At 68.5% G+C, this 18,468-nt stretch carries 18 protein-coding genes; 15 read left to right on the top strand and 3 right to left on the bottom strand.

Annotated elements, in window-relative coordinates; all coding sequences use genetic code 11:
- The first annotated feature begins 65 nt into the window (after positions 1-65).
- Together AC1HFW_RS26940 and AC1HFW_RS26935 are read left to right on the top strand one after the other, a co-directional pair.
- Positions 66-746 carry an ABC transporter permease subunit gene (locus AC1HFW_RS26940; protein ID WP_061074500.1) on the top strand — a complete coding sequence of 227 codons (681 nt, stop codon included), beginning with the start codon at positions 66-68 and terminating at the stop codon, positions 744-746.
- Positions 743-1,504 carry an amino acid ABC transporter ATP-binding protein gene (locus AC1HFW_RS26935; RefSeq protein ID WP_006391000.1) on the top strand — a complete coding sequence of 254 codons (762 nt, stop codon included), beginning with the start codon at positions 743-745 and terminating at the stop codon, positions 1,502-1,504. Before AC1HFW_RS26940 ends, AC1HFW_RS26935 begins: the two co-directional genes overlap by 4 nt.
- A 305-nt stretch (positions 1,505-1,809) precedes the next feature.
- On the opposite strand, the gene AC1HFW_RS26930 is transcribed toward AC1HFW_RS26935, so the two are convergent.
- Entirely contained in the window at positions 1,810-2,583 is a 774-nt protein-coding gene (locus AC1HFW_RS26930; RefSeq protein ID WP_479286564.1) for a peptidoglycan DD-metalloendopeptidase family protein, read from the bottom strand.
- A gap of 178 nt (positions 2,584-2,761) precedes the next feature.
- On the opposite strand from AC1HFW_RS26930, the gene AC1HFW_RS26925 reads away from it, so the two are divergent.
- From AC1HFW_RS26925 to cyoD, 12 genes are all read left to right on the top strand, one after another.
- Positions 2,762-4,045, top strand: coding sequence for an MASE1 domain-containing protein (locus tag AC1HFW_RS26925; RefSeq protein WP_479285813.1), 1,284 nt, complete (start codon positions 2,762-2,764; stop codon positions 4,043-4,045).
- On the top strand, positions 4,035-5,552 hold the full coding sequence (locus tag AC1HFW_RS26920; RefSeq protein WP_061073534.1) for an acyl-CoA-binding protein: 1,518 nt from the start codon (positions 4,035-4,037) through the stop codon (positions 5,550-5,552). Before AC1HFW_RS26925 ends, AC1HFW_RS26920 begins: the two co-directional genes overlap by 11 nt.
- 34 nt (positions 5,553-5,586) lie before the next feature.
- Positions 5,587-6,015: a DUF2946 domain-containing protein gene (locus AC1HFW_RS26915; protein WP_006391004.1), complete on the top strand. Its 429-nt coding sequence runs from the start codon at positions 5,587-5,589 to the stop codon at positions 6,013-6,015.
- Positions 6,016-6,074: 59 nt separating this feature from the next.
- Positions 6,075-6,692, top strand: a complete 618-nt coding sequence (locus AC1HFW_RS26910; protein WP_061073532.1) for an SCO family protein — start codon at positions 6,075-6,077, stop codon at positions 6,690-6,692.
- 26 nt (positions 6,693-6,718) lie between these two features.
- Positions 6,719-7,210 carry a copper chaperone PCu(A)C gene (locus AC1HFW_RS26905; protein ID WP_006391006.1) on the top strand — a complete coding sequence of 164 codons (492 nt, stop codon included), beginning with the start codon at positions 6,719-6,721 and terminating at the stop codon, positions 7,208-7,210.
- A gap of 249 nt (positions 7,211-7,459) precedes the next feature.
- Positions 7,460-7,843, top strand: coding sequence for a DUF4148 domain-containing protein (locus AC1HFW_RS26900; RefSeq protein WP_479285812.1), 384 nt, complete (start codon positions 7,460-7,462; stop codon positions 7,841-7,843).
- A gap of 182 nt (positions 7,844-8,025) precedes the next feature.
- Positions 8,026-9,228, top strand: coding sequence for an ATP-binding protein (locus tag AC1HFW_RS26895; RefSeq protein WP_006391008.1), 1,203 nt, complete (start codon positions 8,026-8,028; stop codon positions 9,226-9,228).
- 1 nt (position 9,229) lies between these two features.
- Positions 9,230-9,784 (top strand): response regulator transcription factor, encoded by a 555-nt coding sequence (locus tag AC1HFW_RS26890; RefSeq protein WP_369815877.1) that lies wholly within the window; start codon positions 9,230-9,232, stop codon positions 9,782-9,784.
- Positions 9,785-10,042: 258 nt separating this feature from the next.
- Positions 10,043-10,954 (top strand): ubiquinol oxidase subunit II, encoded by a 912-nt coding sequence (cyoA, locus tag AC1HFW_RS26885; RefSeq protein WP_006391010.1) that lies wholly within the window; start codon positions 10,043-10,045, stop codon positions 10,952-10,954.
- Positions 10,954-12,930 (top strand): cytochrome o ubiquinol oxidase subunit I, encoded by a 1,977-nt coding sequence (gene cyoB / locus AC1HFW_RS26880; protein WP_061073531.1) that lies wholly within the window; start codon positions 10,954-10,956, stop codon positions 12,928-12,930. The genes cyoA and cyoB overlap by 1 nt, the downstream gene beginning before the upstream one ends.
- A 3-nt stretch (positions 12,931-12,933) precedes the next feature.
- On the top strand, positions 12,934-13,548 hold the full coding sequence (cyoC, locus tag AC1HFW_RS26875) for a cytochrome o ubiquinol oxidase subunit III (RefSeq protein WP_061073530.1): 615 nt from the start codon (positions 12,934-12,936) through the stop codon (positions 13,546-13,548).
- Positions 13,548-13,898, top strand: a complete 351-nt coding sequence (gene cyoD / locus AC1HFW_RS26870) for a cytochrome o ubiquinol oxidase subunit IV (RefSeq protein WP_006391013.1) — start codon at positions 13,548-13,550, stop codon at positions 13,896-13,898. The genes cyoC and cyoD overlap by 1 nt, the downstream gene beginning before the upstream one ends.
- Positions 13,899-13,965: 67 nt before the next feature.
- Here the strand turns inward: cyoD and AC1HFW_RS26865 are convergent, their stop codons facing one another.
- Positions 13,966-16,491, bottom strand: coding sequence for an ankyrin repeat domain-containing protein (locus AC1HFW_RS26865; protein WP_479285810.1), 2,526 nt, complete (start codon positions 16,489-16,491; stop codon positions 13,966-13,968).
- Between the two features lie 160 nt (positions 16,492-16,651).
- Here AC1HFW_RS26865 and AC1HFW_RS26860 point away from each other — a divergent pair, with 160 nt between their 5' ends.
- Complete coding sequence (locus AC1HFW_RS26860; RefSeq protein ID WP_479285809.1) at positions 16,652-17,269, top strand: nitrogen fixation protein NifQ; 618 nt, start codon at positions 16,652-16,654, stop codon at positions 17,267-17,269.
- Positions 17,270-17,293: 24 nt separating this feature from the next.
- Here the strand turns inward: AC1HFW_RS26860 and AC1HFW_RS26855 are convergent, their stop codons facing one another.
- Entirely contained in the window at positions 17,294-18,427 is a 1,134-nt protein-coding gene (locus tag AC1HFW_RS26855) for a hypothetical protein (protein WP_479285807.1), read from the bottom strand.
- Between the last annotated feature and the right edge of the window lie 41 nt (positions 18,428-18,468).

The raw sequence follows: 18,468 nt of genomic DNA, 5'->3' as shown, positions 1-18,468 counted from the left end.
CGCTCCCCGCCTGGCTGCACAACGTCCTGCCCGACTGGATCCTGGCCCAGGTCGACGCCCTCGCGGTGCCGGCCTGGGTGCAGCTGATGGCCGACTCGTTCTGGCCCCTGCTGCACGCCGGGCTGGTGTTCACCGTCCCGCTGACGCTGATGTCGTTCGCGCTGGGGCTGGCGCTGGCCTTCGTGGTGGCGCTGATCCGGTTGTTCGGCCCGGCGCCGCTGGTGGCGCTGGTGCGCTTCTACGTCTGGCTGATCCGTGGCACGCCGTTGCTGGTGCAGCTGTTCGTGATCTTCTACGGCCTGCCCAGCGTCGGCGTGGTGCTCGACCCGCTGCCGGCGGCGCTGATCGGCTTCACGCTGAACGTCGGCGCCTACAACTCCGAAGTGATCCGCGGCGCCATCGAGTCGATCTCGCGCGGCCAGTGGGAAGCCGCCTATTCGTTGAGCATGACGCGCGGCCAGGCGCTGCGCCGCACCGTGCTGCCGCAGGCCGCGCGGGTGGCGGTGCCGCCGCTGTCCAATTCCTTCATCGCCCTGGTCAAGGACACCTCGCTGGCCGCCGTGCTGACCGTGCCCGAGATCTTCCAGGCGGCCCAGCGCATCGCCGCCGTCACGTATGAACCACTGATCCTGTACACCGAGGCCGCGCTGATCTACCTGGTGTTCAGTTCGGTGCTGTCCGCCGCCCAGGTGCGCCTGGAGCGACGCTTCGGCCAGCACGCGGTGTTTTCCGAGAAGAACCGATGATCCGCCTGGAACAGATCGAGAAATCCTTTGGCGGCAACCTGGTGCTCAAGCAGGTCGACGTGGCCATCGCCGAGGGCAGCGTCACCGCCCTGATCGGCCCGTCCGGCAGCGGCAAGAGCACCCTGCTGCGCTGCGTCAACCTGCTGGAGGTGCCCGACCGCGGCACGCTCGAGATCGGCCCCGAGCGGGTCGAGTTCGAGCCCGGCGAAAAGCTCTCGCGCGACCAGGTGCAGCGGGTGCGAATGCAGACCGGCATGGTGTTCCAGAACTTCCAGCTGTTCCCGCACCAGACCGTCATCGGCAACGTGATGGAAGGGCTGGTGACGGTGCAGAAATGGCCGGCCGACCGCGCCCGCGCCCGGGCCGAAGAACTGCTGCGCAAGGTCAACATGCTCGACAAGGCCGAGGCCTGGCCCGCCAACCTGTCGGGCGGCCAGCAGCAGCGCGTGGCGATCGCCCGCGCCCTGGCGCCCGCCCCCCGCGTGCTGCTGTGCGACGAGCCGACCTCGGCGCTCGACCCCGGCCTGGCGGCCGAAGTGGTGGACGTGCTGCGCCAGCTGGCCACCGAAGGCATGACCATGCTCATGGCCACCCACGACCTGCGCCTGGCCGCCAGCGTCTCGCGTGAGGCGGTGTTCCTGCTCGATGGCAACGTGGTCGAATCGGGCGCCTCGCGCGACCTGTTCACCCGGCCGCGCGACCCGCGCACGGCGGCATTCATCTCGACCCTGACGCAGGACGCCGGCCAGATCGGTTGATGCGGCGCCGGGCTGCCCGAGGACCGGGCTGCCTGAAGACCGGGCAGCCCCTCGAGCGGCGGCAAACCCACGTCGCGCGCGCCCGTCCTCCCATCAACAACGCCACAAAAAAATAGCCGCCCGGCCGCCCGGCCGCCCGAAGGCCGGGCAGCCCCTCGAGCGGCGGCAAACCCACGTCGCGCGCGCCCGCCCTCCCATCAACAACGCCACAAAAAAATAGCCGCCCGGCCGCCCGGCCGCCCGAAGGCCGGGCAGCCCCCTCGGGGGGCAGCAAGCGCACGCAGTGCGCGCAGCGTGGGGGCTTATTACTTCCCGGGCAGGGAACCCGCCGGATCGACCGCCTGGCCGTCGTAGCGCAATTCGAAGTACAGCCCGACCTGCTTGCTGTCGCTGTTGCCCATTTCCGCGATCTTCTGGCCCTGGCTCACCCGCTGGCCTTCCTTGACCAGCAGCTTGCTGTTGTGGGCGTAGATGCTGAGGAAGCTGGCGTTATGCTTGACGATCACCAGATGCCCGTAGCCCCGCAGGCCGCTGCCGGAATAGGCGACGGTGCCGGCGGCGGCGGCCACCACCGGCGTGCCGGTGGAATTGGAGATGACGATGCCGTTCGAGCCCGAGCCGTCGTAGCCGCGGGTCACCTTGCCCTGCGCCGGCCACACCAGCGAGATCGCCCCCGGCGGCGCGGTGCGCCGCTTGCCCATGGCGGGCGCCGGCGAACGGCTGCCGCCCGAGGAACTGGCGCGCGGTTTGGCGGGGGTGGCGGCGGCCTGGCCGGCGGGCGGCACGACGCGCAACATCTGTCCCACCTCAATCGAATTGGAATTGGACAGGTTGTTCCAGCGCGTCAGGTTCGATACGCTGGTGCCCTGCTTGCGGGCGATCTGCGTCAGCGTGTCGCCCGACTGCACCCGGTAGTAGCCCGGCTGGACCTTGGTCGTGCCGCAGGCCGCCAGCAGCGCCAGCAGCAGAGTCAGCAACGCCAGCCGGACGAGCCGGGCCGGGCCGCGGGCCGGCGGCCGCGCCGGAAAGCCGCCGGAAACGCTGGCAAAATCGGGAACAGGCAAGGTCTGGGCGGGCAAGGAGAGCACTGAATCCTGGAACGGAGTGGAGAATGACTGCGTCCAAGGGTACCAAGATTTTCGGGCGGCGGTATGCCCCGGCAACTTTCGCGGACCATGCCGGGCCGTGTATAACCCGCTGATTGCGGCGAGCGCCCGCTCGCCCCGTGTCACAGCGTCTGCAAGGAACAATATGGGAATGACCCAAGCGCCGAGAAAGAACCTGTACTGCCTGCTATGGGCCATCCCGTACCTGCTGTGCGGCGTCTTCTCGCGCCTGCTCAACGACCCGGTGAGCCATGCCGTGTTCGTCTGGCTGCCGCCCGGCGTGGCGGTGGGCGCCTATCTGTTGACGCAGCGCCGCAACTGGTCGCTGCTGCTGGCCGCCTTCTTCTGCGCCCAGCTGACGCTCACCAGCTTCACCCGCGGCCAGCCCGCCACGGCGCTGGTGTTCGCCATCACCGCCAGCCTGTCCAGCCTGCTGGCGGCCTGGACGGTGCAGCGCCTGACCCCGCGCGAGGGTGGCGTGGGCCTGGTGGCGGCGCTGCTGGCCGGCGCCGTGGTCGGCGCCGGCCTGTCCGCCCTGCTGGGTGGCGGCTGGCTCTGGCTGACCCAGGAAGCCCATGCCCTGGTGCGGCTGCGCACCTGGGTGGCGGCCTATCTGGCGGGCATCCTGATCCTGGCGCCCGCGCTGACGGTGTGGGCCCATTTCCGCCCGCGCCGCTCGGGCGGCCCGCGCCGGCGCGACCTGGTGCTGGGCGTCTGCGCCTACGCCGGCCTGATCGCGACGACCTTCATGACGTTCGACGGCGACATGATCAAGAACCTGCCGTACGTCGTCACCTTCGAGCTGACCTACCTGCCGCTGGTGTTCGCCGTGCTGACCGCCCTGGTGTGGGGGCCGCTGGGCGGCACCCTGGCCGTCGTCACGCTGACCCTGATGGCGCTCTACCAGGGCGCGCAGGGCGAGGGGCCGTTCGTCGAGGCCAACGACCACTGGCACGTGCTGCTGGCCACCCAGGTCTACCTGGTGGTCACCGCGCTGCTGATCCTGCTGGTCAACACGCTGCGCGGCGCCCGCGCGCAGGAACTCGAGAACGCCGTGCAGTGGCGCGGCCGCTTCGACCTGGCGCTGGCGGGCAGCCACCAGCTGATGTACCGCTACAACCCGTTCGACGGCTCGCTCGAGCTGGCCGGCGACCTCCAGGGCGCCTTCGGCATGCAGGCCGACGCCATTCCGACCCTGGACGCGCTGCTGGCCCTGGCCCATCCCGACGACCGCGCCCGCCTGACGATGCATTGGGCCGCGCGCCGCGCCGGCGCCCAGGACCGCACCCCGCTGCTGTTCCGCATGGCGCATGCCGGCGGCGGCTGGCGCGTGGTCAGCGACCGCGGCTCGCCGCTGGAGGATTTCGACGGCAGCGTGGCGGTGGTGGCCGGCATGTGGCGCCTGGGCGAAGTCGAGCAGGCAGATGTCGACTAACACGGGAGCCCTGCTCATCCACGGCTTGGGCGGCACCCAGTACGACCTGGGCTCGCTGCACAAGATCCTCAAGCGCGCCGGCATCGAGACGCACACGCTGACGCTGCCCGGCCACGGCACCACGCCCGAGGATCTGCTGCCGGTGCGCGCCGAGGACTGGATCGACGCCGTCACCGCCAAGTACCGCGAGGTGGCCGAGCGCCACGACACGCTGCACGTGGTCGGCATGTGCCTGGGCGCGCTGCTGGCGGTGGAGCTGTGCAAGCGCGTGCAGCACCGCAAGGGCAAGCTGGTGAGCCTGGCCGCGCCGGTCTTCATCGACGGCTGGAGCACGCCCTGGTACCGCGGCCTGCGCAAGCTGGTCTACCGCATCCCCGGCCTGGCCGCGCGCATGCGGGTCGAAGAGGAAGAGCCCTACGGCATCAAGAACGAGCTGGTGCGCTCCATCGTCAAGGCCAAGTTCGAGCGCGGCGAGAATTTCCACTACCGCTGGGTGCCGCTGGCCTGTGTGCGCGAGGTCGACCGCCTGCGCCGCCTGGTGCAACGCGGCCTGAACGCCATCAGCTGCCCCAGCCTGATCATCCACGCCCACGAGGACGAGCTGACCTCGGTGCGCTCGGCGCACTTCCTGAACGACGCCATTCCCGACAGCCGGCTGGTGCTGCTGGACAACAGCTACCACATGATCTGCGTCGACAACGACCGCGACCGGGTCGCCTCCGACATCCTGCAGTTCATGGACAAGCGCCCGGACACCGCGCGTCCGGGCCGCGCCGCCGCCATGAGCGGCGACGAGGTCGAACGCATCCTGGGCGACTACCGCGAGGCGATGCTGTCGGGCCAGTTCGAGACCCTGTTCCCGCTGTTCGCCGAGGACGTCGTCTGGCACGAGGAAGGCGACAGCCCCCTGAGCGGCGTCTACCAGGGCCGCGGCGGCCTGATCGACCTGTTCTCGCGCGTGATGGACTATTCGCGCAACACCTTCACGGTCGACAGCGTCGGCCCGCCGCAACCGGCCGGGCGGTCGATCGCGGTGCCGCTGACCTTCCAGGTGCAGGACGGCCCCATCCGCTTCCGCGGCGCGTCCACCCATACCCTGCGCCTGCGCAACAACACCATCGCCAAGGTCACCGCGCGGGCCTCGGACCCGGCCAGCGAGGACGCCTTGTGGCGGCGGCTGGCCGTCGCCAGCGGCCTGGAGCCCGAGGGCGACGCGATGGACCGGGAGACGCTGGCGATTGCCGACGACGACCTGGAAGACGCGTTCGAGGCCGCCGTGATCGCGTTGCGCGCCCTGCCGCAGGCGCCGTCCACCAGCGTCGCCATCCGGCTGTATGCCTACGAGCAGCAGGCCCGGCGCGGCGACGCGCCGCCACAGGACGCGCCGGACGCCAGCGTGCGCGAACAGGTCGAACTGGCCACCTGGCGCCTGCTGGCCGGCCTGCCCGCCGACCAGGCGCGGCGCCGCTACATCGCCCTGATCCGCCGCCTCGATCCCGACACCTGAAGCCGTCCTCGGCCGCTCGGCCTACAATCGCTGCATGTCCGCCCTGACCCTTCCCTCGCGAACCGCCGGCGCCCCGCGCGTCCGGGGCGTGCTGTGGCTGGCGTTCCTGGCGATACTGCTGCGCGCCCTGGTGCCGACGGGCTACATGCCCGACGCCCGCGCGCTGCACGATGGCCGGCTCGAGGTGACCTTCTGCTCGGCCGCCGGCGACCTGTCCACCCTCAAGATCGCGCTCTCGCCCGACGGCAAGCGCGGCGGCGCCGGCCACTCCAGCGCCGACACCGGCGCGCAATGCCCGTTCGGCCTGCTGGCGCACGTCACCCCGGCGCCCGCCGCGCAGACCGCGCCGCTGGCGCTCGCCGTCTCCCGCGCCGCTCCCTTCCCGCCTGCCCGCGTCGCGGTGCCGGTGCAACCGGCCCAAGGGCCGCCGCTGGGCTCGCGCGCCCCACCCCTCGCCGCCTGACTCCGCTTTTCCGCGCGGCCCCGCCGCGCCCTTGCGAACCGTCAACCGACGAGGCTTTCATGCATTCCCCCCTTTCGCGCGCCCCCGCGGGCGCCGCGCCGGCGCCCGACCGCCACCGGCGCCGCCTGCTCTCGGCCCTGGCCCTGCTGCCGCTGGCCGGTTGCGGCCCCGACGCCCCCAAGCTCAACGGCATGGACCTGGCCAGCATGCCCACCGGCGATTTCCAGCTGCGGGACACCGAGGGCCGGCAACGCCAGCTGGCCGACTACCGCGGCAAGACCGTGATGCTGTTCTTCGGCTTCACCCAATGCCCGGACATCTGCCCCACCGCGCTGACCCGCGCGCTGGAGATCAAGAGCCTGCTGGGCGCGGACGCCGCCAAGCTGCAGGTGCTGTTCATCACCGTCGACCCCGAGCGCGACACGCCGGAGATCCTGCAGGCCTACATGCAGGCCTTCGACCCCGCGTTCGTCGGCCTGCGCGGCGACGCCGAGCAGACCCGCGCCGCGGCGCAGTCGTTCAAGGTGTTCTACCAGAAGGTCCCGACCGGCTCGTCCTACACCATGGACCACACAGCGCTGACCTACATCATCGACGCCGAAGGCAAGCTGCGCGTGGCCCTGCGCCACCAGCAGAGCGCCGAGGAATGCGTCGCCGACCTGCGCACGGTGATCTGAACCGCCCCCCGATCAAAGGAAATCCGATGAAAATGACCGCCTTCAAATCCTTCGCCGCCGCCTTCGCCCTGGGCGCCCTGACCCTGGTCCAGGCCCCCGCCCTGGCGCAGGACGCCACCCTCAAGGTGGAAGACGCCTGGGTCCGCGCCACGGTGCCCAGCCAGCACGCCACCGGCGTCTTCATGCGCCTGACCTCGTCCGCCCCGGCGCGCCTGGTCGGCGTCGAGTCCGACGCCGCCAAGCACGTCGAGGTGCACGAAATGGCGATGCAGGACAACGTCATGAAAATGCGCCAGATCCCCGCGCTCGACCTGCCCGCCGGCCAGCCGGTGGAACTGAAGCCGGGCGGCTACCACGTCATGCTGATCGACCTGGCCAAACAGGTGTCGGTGGGCGACCCGGTGGCGCTGACGCTGCTGGTGGAAGACGCCAACGGCCAGCAGCGCCGCGTGCCGGTGACGGCCACCGCGCGTCCGCTGGCGGGCGGCGCGGCCCCGGCCCCCAAGCACGGGCATTGATTAACGGGGACCGTGTCATCGCAAGCGCATTGACACCTGTATTTCAAGCTTGAAATAGTTGTTTGGACAACAACCCGCGTTTTCTGCAACGCCAGGACGCGCGCCCGGTCGAATCAAGAACACCGGGTGCGCCCTTTCCCAACGCATCCGCCGCATTCCCCGCATCCCAGGAAATCGTCCCCATGCCGCAGCGGGGGCGACGGCGCGGCCTGCCCCCAGGCCGTTTGCTTTGATTGCCAGGAGCGTTTCATGAAGACCTTGACTGTCACTCTGTTGCTCTGCGCCGGCCTCACCGCCACCGCAGCCGTGCAAGCCCAACCCGCCCAGGCCGCCGCCCCCGCCGGGCAATACAAGCGCGACCTTTATGGCGACTGGCGCGTCAGCTACCCCGCCCCCGCCGCCAAGACCGCCGACCAGGTGAGCGCCGAACTCGCCCGGGCCAAGACCGACGGCCAGTACACCTTCGGCCAGGAAGACTACCCGCCCGCCGTCGCCTCGAACGGCCCCGGGGAAAGCCGCGCCCAGGTCGAGCAGGAGCTGCAGACCGCCGAGACGCAAGGGCAGATGGCGTCCGACCAGGAAAGCTATCCGCCCGCCGCGATGGCCCACAGCGGCATGTCCGACTTGCAATAACAGGGACACACCGCAATCTGCGGCCCGTCCTGATTCCTCATACAATGCCAGCACACATCCGCCGCCGGCGGCCTCGCGGGGCCCGGCGGCAGCGCGGCGCCCCACGCCGCGCCGGATGCCAGCGTTCCGCGCAGCCGGACGCCTGATCCGCCGGCGATAGACCGGCAACTCTGTGTCTGGATATGCCCGGTAGTTCCGCCTTTTCCTTCCTGCGTACCCTCTGCAGCCTGCGCTGGCTCGCCATCGCGGGCCAGGCCGCCACCATCCTGGTGGCCAGCAGCGTGCTGGGCCTGGCCCTGCCGCTGGAGCCGCTGTGGATCGGCGTGGGCGTGCTGATCGGCTTCAACGTCTACGCCAGCCTGCGGCTGCGCCACAGCCGCGACCTGTCGCACGCCACCGCCTTCGGGCACCTGCTGGTGGACATGGCCGTGCTGGCCTGGATGGTGGGCTGGAGCGGCGGCCTGAGCAATCCGTTCGGCATGATGTTCCTGATCCTCACCGCCCTGGCGGCGCTGGCGCTGCCGCGCAACTGGGCGCTGGCCGCGGCGCTGGCGGGCATCTCCGGGTACTTCGCCGCCGCCATCTTCGGCCAGCCGCTGCGCGGCGACGTCAACACCCATACCCTGCTGCTGTGGGGCCTGGGCGCCAACTTCCTGATTTCCGTGGTGGTCGTGCTGGTGTTCACCACCCGCCTGGCCGCCGACCTGCGGGCGCGCGAACGCGAACTGGCGCGGCTGCGCGAGCGCTTCACCCGCAACGAGGGCATCGTCGCCCTGGCCACCCACGCGGCGGCGATGGCGCACGAACTGAACACCCCGCTGGCCACCATGACCCTGCTGGCCGACGAGATCGCCGCCGAGGTCAAGGAGCCCGATCTCAAGCAGGACGTCGCCACCCTCAGCCAGTTGCTGGCCCTGTGCCGGGAACGCATCCGCAATCTGGCGGTCCCAACCGCCGTGGACCTGGTTCGCGTGGTGGGGCAATGGCGCCTGATCCGGCCGACCATCGACCTGCAGCGTTCGGGCACCCTGCCGGCCAGCCTGCGGGTCGATCCGGCCATCGCCCACCTGCTGCAGGCCCTGCTGAACAACGCGGCCGACGCCGGCGAAGCCGCCAGCGAGCCGCGCGTGGACCTGCACCTGGAATATGGCTATGGCGCCCTGCGCGGCGAAGTGCGCGACTACGGCGGTGGTTTCGACCCCGACCACACGCTGCTGCCGGCCACCAGCCTGTTCAACAGCGGCAAGCCGGGCGGCCTGGGCGTCGGCCTGGCCCTGTCGCACGCCACCGTCGAGCAGATGGGCGGTGAAATGACCATGACCGCCGCCGATGGTGGCGGCACCCGCATCCGTTTCTATTTGCCTCTCGGCACTCCCGGGACCTGATATGTTGAATCCCACCGATCTTGGCCTGCTGATCGACGACGACGAGCTCTACGTGCGCACCCTGCAGCGCAGCCTGTCGCGCCGCGGCCTCGAGACCCGAACCGCCACCGGCATCGCCGAAGCGCTGCGCGTGGCCGAAGAGATCCGCCCGGCCTTCGCGCTGGTCGACCTGCGCCTGGGCGAGGACTCCGGCCTGACCCTGATCCGTCCCCTTCGCGCCCTGCGCGCCGACATGCGCATCCTGCTGGTCACCGGCTACGCCAGCGTGGCCACCGCCGTCGAGGCCATCAAGCGCGGCGCCGACGACTACCTGCCCAAGCCCGCCACCGCGCCGATGATCCTGCGCACCCTGGGCCTGGTGAAGCCGGAAAGCGTTACGATCGAAAGCACCATGACGCCATTGCACCGCCTAGAATGGGAGCACATCCATCAGGCCCTGCACGAGACCGGCGGCAACGTCTCGGCCGCCGCCCGCCTGCTGGGCATGCACCGGCGCTCCCTGCAGCGCAAGTTGGCCAAGAAACCGGGGCCGGAACGCGAGGTCCTGGTCGACTGATTGGTGCGGACGCCACACATCGCAACAATCTCGTCTTGTGCAGGTGCGACATATCGTCGCACCCCCACCCTCCCGGCAAAGCCCGCTCCCGCCTGGGAAAACCCTTAACGGGGAGCCTTGGGGGCAAAAGCCCGCCGGGCAATGCGACCATTCGTCGCAGCCTTGACCCAAATCAACCCGATAGGATGGACGTTGCTGCCTAGCAGCATTCCAGTCTGCTGCTCCGCAGCATTTCCCACCATCCTTCCAAGGCTGTACGTGAAACACCCCCTCCTTGCGACCCTTACGCGCATTTTCGGCGTCGGCGCGGTCATGCTGCTTGGCGGCTGCAACATGGAAATCCTCTCCCCCAAGGGAGACATTGGCGCTCAGGAAAAGACCCTGCTGTTCACGGCAACCGGTCTGATGCTCATCGTGGTGATCCCGGTCATCATCATGATCCTGACGTTTGCCTGGAAATACCGCGCATCCAATACCAAAGCCGACTACCAGCCCAAGTGGGCCCACTCCACGGCGATCGAAGTCGTGGTCTGGACCGTGCCATGTATCATCGTGGCGATCCTCGCCGTGATCACGTGGCGCTCCACGCACGCGCTCGATCCCTACAAGCCGCTCGTCTCCGAGCACAAGCCGGTCACCATCGAGGTGGTGTCGCTGGATTGGAAGTGGCTGTTCATCTACCCCGAGTACGACATCGCCACGGTCAATGAGATCGCGTTCCCGGTCGACGTCCCGGTCAATTTCCGGATCACCTCGGCCTCGGTGATGAACTCGTTCTTCATTCCCCAGCTGGGCAGCCAGATCTACTCGATGGCCGGCATGGAGACCAAGCTGCACCTGAATGCGCGCGAGCCCGGCACCTACGCCGGCATCTCGGCCAACTACAGCGGCGCCGGTTTCTCCGGCATGCGCTTCAAGGCCATCGCCACGTCGCAGGAAGGTTTCGACAACTGGGTCAAGGAAGCCAAGGCTTCGGGCGCCTCGCTGACCCCGGCGGTGTACCAGGAACTGACCAAGCGCAGCGAGCGCAACCCGGTCGTCAAGTACGCCTCGGTGCCGCCGTCCATGTTCGACTACATCCTGGGCAGCACCATGTCCAAGATGGCCGGCGTCGACGATGCCACGTGCACCCCCACGTCGAATAACCTGATCGCAGGATTGAATCAATAATGTTCGGGAAACTCACCCTAGAGGCCATTCCGTACCATGAACCCATCGTCATGGTTACGCTGGCCGCCGTGTGCCTGGGAGGCCTCGCGGTCTTCGGCGCCGTCACCTACTTCGGCAAGTGGAAGTACCTCTGGACGGAATGGCTGACCTCCGTCGACCACAAGCGCATCGGCGTGATGTACATCATCGTCGCGCTGATCATGCTGCTGCGCGGCTTCGCCGACGCCATCATGATGCGTACCCAGCTGGCCGTCGCCTCGGCCGACTCCGCCGGCTTCCTGCCGCCCCACCACTACGACCAGATCTTCACCGCCCACGGCGTCATCATGATTTTCTTCATGGCGATGCCCTTCATCACCGGGCTGATGAACATCGTGGTGCCGCTGCAGATCGGCGCCCGCGACGTGGCCTACCCGTTCCTGAACTCGCTGAGCTTCTGGCTGTTCGGTGCCGGCGTCGCGCTGATGATGATCTCGCTGTTCGTCGGTGAATTCGCCGCGACCGGCTGGCTCGCCTATCCGCCGCTGTCCGGGCTCGACTACAGCCCAAGTGTCGGGGTCGACTACTACATCTGGGCGCTGCAGATCTCCGGGCTGGGAACAACACTCAGCGGCATCAACTTCATCGTGACCATCCTGCGCATGCGCGCGCCGGGCATGACCCTGATGAAGATGCCGATCTTCACCTGGACCTCGCTGGTCACCAACGTCCTGATCGTGGCCGCCTTCCCGGTGCTGGCCGCCACGCTGGCGCTGCTGACCGCCGACCGTTACCTGGGCACGCACTTCTTCACGAACGACATGGGCGGCAACGTCATGATGTACGTGAACCTGATCTGGATCTGGGGCCACCCCGAGGTCTACATCCTGGTGCTGCCTGCCTTCGGCGTGTACTCCGAAGTGGTCGCCACGTTCGCCCGCAAGACCCTGTTCGGCTACAAGTCCATGGTCTACGCCACGGCCGCCATCGGCGTGCTGTCGTTCCTGGTCTGGCTGCACCACTTCTTCACCATGGGCGCGGGGGCCAACGTCAACGCGTTCTTCGGCATCGCCACAATGATCATCTCGATCCCGACGGGCGCGAAGATCTTCAACTGGCTGTTCACCATCTACCGCGGCCGCCTGCGCATCACCACGCCGGTGCTGTGGACGCTGGGCTTCATGCTGGTGTTCGTCATCGGCGGCATGACCGGCGTGATGCTGGCCATCCCCGGCGTGTCGTTCGTGCTGCACAACAGCCTGTTCCTGATCGCCCACTTCCACAACACCATCATCGGTGGCGTGGTGTTCGGTTGCATCGCCGGCATGACCTACTGGTTCCCCAAGGCTTTCGGCTTCAAGCTGAACGAACGCCTGGGCCGCTACTCGTTCTACTGCTGGTTCGTCGGCTTCTTCCTGGCCTTCATGCCCCTGTACATCCTGGGCTTCAAGGGCATGACGCGTCGCCTGAACCACTACGACAACCCCGAATGGCAGCCCTACCTGCTGGTGGCGCTGGCCGGTGCCGCGCTGATCATGCTGGGCATCTGGTTCCTGCTGCAGCAAGTGTTCGTGTCCGTGCGCCAGCGCAAGCAGAACCAGGACATCACCGGCGATCCCTGGGATGGCCGTACCCTGGAATGGGCGATCTCGTCGCCTGCGCCTTTCTACAACTTCGCCCACGTTCCTCACGTCGATGAACTGGACCAGTTCTGGGAAGACAAGCAGAGCGGCAAGGCCTACAAGCGCCCGGCCAAGTACGAAGACATCCACATGCCGAAGAACACCGCCGCCGGCGTCTTCATCGGCGCGTTCGGCCTGGTCATGTGCTTTGCCCTGATCTGGCACATCTGGTGGCTGTCGATCGTCGGTTTCGTCGGCATGATCGGTTCGTTCATCGTCCGCGCCTATGACCGCGACGTCGACTACTGGGTCCCGGCCGCGGAAGTCGAACGCATCGAAAACGCCCACTTTGAAAAAATGCAGAAGGCCGCCTGAGCCATGATTCAAGCCGTAGCCACTCACCCCCACGCGGGTCACGACGATCACGCGCACCATGACGATGGATCCAAGACCGTTTTCGGTTTCTGGGTCTACCTCATGAGCGACTTGCTGATCTTTTCGGTGCTGTTCGCCACGTTCGCGGTGCTGTCCAACGCCACCGCGGGCGGCCCGACCGGCAAGGAACTGTTCGACCTGAAGTTCGTCCTGGTCGAAACCCTGTTGCTGCTGTTCTCGAGCTTCACCTTCGGCATGGCCAACCTGAACGTCCACGCCAACAACAAGAGCCGCGCAATCGGCTGGTTGATGGTCACGTTCCTGTTCGGCGCGGGCTTCATCGCGATGGAAGTCTATGAATTCCATCACCTGATCACCGAAGGCGCGGGCCCCGGCCGCAGCGCCTACCTGTCGGCGTTCTTCACGCTGATCGGTACCCACGGCCTGCACGTGACGTTCGGCCTGATCTGGATCGTCGTCATGATCGACATGATCCGCCGCCATGGCCTGGACTCGATCAACAAGCGTCGTCTGGCGTGCCTGAGCCTGTTCTGGCACTTCCTGGACATCGTCTGGATCTGCGTCTTCACCTTCGTCTATCTTCTGGGAGCCCTCTGATGTCGCACTCCGCTGCGGCCGCACACGGCCACGACGATCACGCCGCCGACCACGGCACCGTGAAGTCCTACATCATCGGTTTCGTGCTCTCGCTCCTGCTCACCTTCGGCTCGTTCGGCCTGGTGATGAGCGGCGCGCTGTCCCACACCATCACCATCATCGGCGTGGTGGCGCTGTGCGTGCTCCAGCTGCTGGTGCAGCTGGTGTACTTCCTGCACATGGGCGCTTCGAAATCGGCCCGCGACAACCTGGCCACGTTCGTCTTCACCGTGATGATCATCGCCATCATCGTCGGTGGTTCGGCCTGGGTGCTGTACAACATGAACGTCAACATGGGCCACGCCATGTAAGACCCGTCATTCGATGACGACAGACAGGCGCCGCGAGGCGCCTGTTTTTTTTGGGGGATCCCGCGGCTCAGTGCGGCGCTTTCACCGTCAGCGTCACGCCGGCGCGCTGCGCCAGCGTGTCGGCGCGGACCCCGACGTACGGCTGCACCCGCGCGCCCTGCTCCAGGTCGCAGGCCGGCGCCTTGGCCGCGCCCTCCAGCACCTGCTGCAAGGCGCGCGCGGCGGCCGGGCCGAGCGGCCCGTTGTCGCTCAGGCGCCAGGCCAGCATGTCCGCCACCGCCATGCCGCAGCGCGCGGGCGTAGCGTACATGCCGGCGCCATGCTCCAGCAGCATGCGCGCCTTGGCGTCGTTGCCCAGCCGCAGCATGATGACCAGCGGCAGGGCGTCGGCGTCCACCACGCCCCGCAGCCGCAGTTGCCCGTCGCTGCGATCCGACGGATTGGCGCCCGCCTGCAGCCAGGCCAGGTACAGATCGTCGGGCAGCCAGGGCAGCGACAGGGGCGCCACATACCGGTCCGACGCGCCGCTGTCGTTGCCTTCGTAGGCCAGCGGCGCGCCCGCCGCCAGCAGCCGTTCGGCGGTGGCGCGCAGCCGCGCCCGCAGCGCGCCCCACTGCGCGCCGTCGGCTGCGCCGGCGCGGCGCTCGACCTCGTTCCATTGCCGCAGCAGGCTCGACAGCGGCGCCGCCGTCAGCGGCGCGCGCGGCTTGCCGGCGGCGGCCTGCGCCAGCCGGTCCACCAGTTCGGGCGACATCTGCCGCGCCGCCAGGCTCAGGGCTTCGTCCAGCCCGGCGCGCTGCTGCCCCGCTTTCGGTCCATAGCCGCCCACGGCCGGGTCGGCCCCCTTGGCCAGCGCGAACGCCACGCGCTCGGACACCGGATACACGGTCTGCGGCGTGAGATCGCCGCTGGGCGATTCGCGCAGCGCTTCCAGCAACGGCGTTTCCCACATGGCCTGGGCGCCGTAGTACATGCGGATATAGGCGGCATTGATGTCCGCCCCCCTGGCCAGCAGCTTGTCCGCGAACCAGAATTTCGACGGACTGCCCATGGCCGCGTGCAGCACCGAGCGGCCGCTTTTCTCGCGGCCGTTCGGATCGGCGCCCTTGGCCAGCAGGTAGTCGAGCGTGTCCTTGTCCTCGGCGGAGTACGAGACGCGGCGCAGCAGCAGCGGCGTGCCGTTGGAGTCGACCGCCTCCAGCGAGGCGCCCGCGGCGATCAGCGTGTCGGCCAGCGCATAGCGCTCGGCGGCCGGCCGGGTGTCGCGCGCCTCCGGCAGGGCCGAGGCCAGCAGCGGCGCGCCGCGATTGGGGCCGTCGACCCTGGCGCCCGCCGCCAGCAACGCCCGCACCATCTCCAGCTGCCGGTTGTACGTGGCGACGCTCAGCGCCGACACGCCGTACTCGTTGACGCCATTCGGGTCCTGGCCCTGCGCCAGTTCGGCGCGCACGGCGTTCAGGTCGCCCGAGCGGATCGCCTCGAAAATCACCAGCCGCGGCCGGCACGCCGCCGCGTCGAGCGTCCTGGCGCCCAGCGCCGCGCCGATGCGCGCGGCCACGTTCGTCGGGATCGTCTCGCCCGCCGCCAGCCTGCGCGAGCAATATTGGCGGAAGTCTTCCTGCGCCCGCGCTTCGTGGAAGTCGCGCTGGTCACGCTGGCGGTCGCGCAGCTTGATGCGCGCGTCGGCGCGATTCAGGTAGGCCGGCGTGCGCGCAGGGTCGCGGCGCAGCACCTCGCCCAGCACCCGCTCGGCCTCGGCCGCGTCGCCGGCCTCGGCCAGCCAGAAACCGTAGTCGTTCAGGGCCGTGAGCACCTCGGCGTCCTTGCCCTGCGGATCGATCTCGCGGTAGTCCTGCTCCAGCACGAAGCGGCGCAGGTCGGCGAAGGCCCGGTTGAAATCGGCCGTCCTGGCGCGCGGGATGCCGCGCACCGCCTGGTGCAGGGCGCGAAAGGCCGCGGTCGCATCGACCGGATCCCGCGTCTCGAACCGCGCCTCGGCGGGAAACGCCGGCAGGCGGTTCGGATACCCCGCCAGCGCGAGCTTGAGCGTGGCCAGCGCCCGGGCGCGGCGCGCGTCATCCCAGGGCCGGTCGGCCGTCGCCACCAGCCGGGCGGCGTCGGCGCGCACCGTGATCACGGCGCCGTCATCGTCCACCAGGAAACCGTCGGCCTGCCGGCCATCGGCATCGGGATAGGTGTAGGTCACCCAATAGAACCCCTGCCCGTCGCGCGGCGTCCAGACAATGACGTTTTCCGCGCGCGCCGGATTCCAGGCAGCCGGGTCGATCGCCAGCGGCCGCGAGCGGAATACCAGCTCGGAGGGCGTGCCCGCGCCGCCCTGGCGCAGGTAGCGGTACAGAAACAGCCGGTTCTCCACCTGCCCCACCAGCAACGCGTCCTTGGCGTTTTCCGAGCCCCAGACGCGGCGTTCGGGTTCGTGCAGCGGATAGCGGCCCAGCCGCATGGCCTCGATGACGGCGCCGATATCGTGAGCGGCGGCGGGCGGCGGCGCGCTCATGGCGAACAGGCTGGCCAGCGCCAGCGCGACGGCGCCGAGATGGCGGGGAACCGCAAGAGGGGCAAGACGGGGCATCGCGTGAACCTGTGATGGGAAGCCGGCCGATGATACCGCCCCGTTTGTCCCCCCCGCCCGAACCCGCCGGGTTTGACACATCGCAGACAGGGTCATCCCCCCTTCGTTATATATTTCGGCATATAACGATTACTTCGAACCTTGCCCGCCGTTGACCGCCATGGAAGCCGTCCTGACCGCCGTCCCGCCCGCCCGGGACATCGATGCCCTGACCTGTAGCCTGCTGGAGCAGGCCGCGCCCGACCATCCCGACGCCCGCTTTTTCGCCACGGTGATCGGCAAGAGCCTGGCGCACCGCGACCTGGCCCGCACCGGCCTGTCGCCGGCCGAACTGGCCGAGGTGCTGGTGAACCTGTTTCCCGGCGCCCAGGCCGGTTCCGCGCCGGTCTACGCCGACCTGCGGGCGCAACTGCTGGCCTACGCGGCGCGCGGCCTGGCCAGCCCGCAAGCGGATTTCACCCGGCTGCTGCGCGTGCTGCTGGATGCCTGCAAAGGATCAGCCCCGACGACGGCCTGGGTCACCAGCGTGCTGGCGCACGCCTGCCTGCGGCCGGACCACCTGTGGCGCGATCTCGGCCTGGACGGCCGCGAGGATGTCACCGCGCTGCTGACGCGGCACTACCCGGGCCTGGTGGCGCGCAACACCGGCAACCTGCGCTGGAAGAAATTCCTGGCGTATTCGGCCTGTGAACATGCCGGCCTGCCCGTGGCTGCAGCGCCCGGCTGCGCGGCCTGTGAAGACCATGCGTTCTGCTACGGCGAAGGCGCCGCGCACTGAGGCGGCACCCGCACAGGCAGCGCTTCAGAAGTAGTGGAACTTGACCAGCATCTGCGCGCTGTACTGCCCGGTCCTCAGGACAGTGCCGGGCTGGCGTTCGAGATGCGCGGTGTACTGCTGCGTCAACGACAGCGTGGAGCCATGCAACGAGCCGGCAAGATTGTTGCGGTAGTAGCCATGAGGCACGCCATGGTCATCCAGCGAGACGGGGCCCAGCTTGACGCTCTGGCCGCTGGCGTTGGTGATGCGCAGTTTCAGGCCGTTCTCCTGGCCGGCAGCATTCGTCAGGATGAGGGACTCGTCATCGATATCGATCCGCCCGCCGCTTTGCAGCTGGAACGACACTGCCAGCCGCAGGAGGAATTCATCCAGCGGGTTGCTGGTCGATGGCGGCTTGACCAGCGCGTCGACGCCCGCGCACGCCGGCTGGTTGATGCGCGTTATCACGTTGAAGGGCTTGGACTGCGGCAGCTTGCCGTTGTAGCTGACGGTCGTCAGCACGGGATCGAACCGCACCACGTTGTCGACGCTGACGTCCCCGACGCAGACCGGAATGTACTGGAAGCGCGAGGCGGTGGTGTTCAGGAAGATGCCGGGAGAGCCCGCCGCCCATTCGTCCGCGATCAGCTTGAACGCCGATGTCGGCGGCAGGAAGACACGCAGCGGCGTGTTGACCCGCTTGGCCGAGGACAGAATCAGGACGATGTACGCGCTTCGTATTCCAGTGTCTCCGATGTAGGGTTCACGGATCGTCGTTGTAAGTCTGCCGCCCAGGACCTCGGGATCGGGGTTCCACATGTTGATCATGTCGCCATCGTTGACGATATCCAGCCTGAGCGATGCATCGCGCATGGCCTGCCTGACTGGCGTGTAGTCGCCAAGCACCGTCAGCGCCACCCGTTGGGGAAAGGGGGAACTGTTGGTACAGCGGTACTGGAATTCGTACGGATGGCTGATATACAGGATCCGTCCGCTGATGGGCGCGTTGCTGGAGGAAAGGTTGACGGCTGGCGGCACGTTGAACGTCACGGAGTCGCCGCCGGAGAGCAGCTGGCACCCCGTGGCGCTTTGCGCGTGGGCCCATGCGGGCAACGCCAGGCAGGCGATGGCCAGCCCCCCTTTCCACACGGCCCGCCAGGCCCTCGCACTGCCTATCACGATTCACCTCTCCGGCCGCGTCGAATGCGCCAAATGCAAAA

This window comes from Achromobacter sp. ISS7 (assembly GCF_056523125.1).
This window is presented reverse-complemented; position numbering and strand designations above follow the sequence as displayed.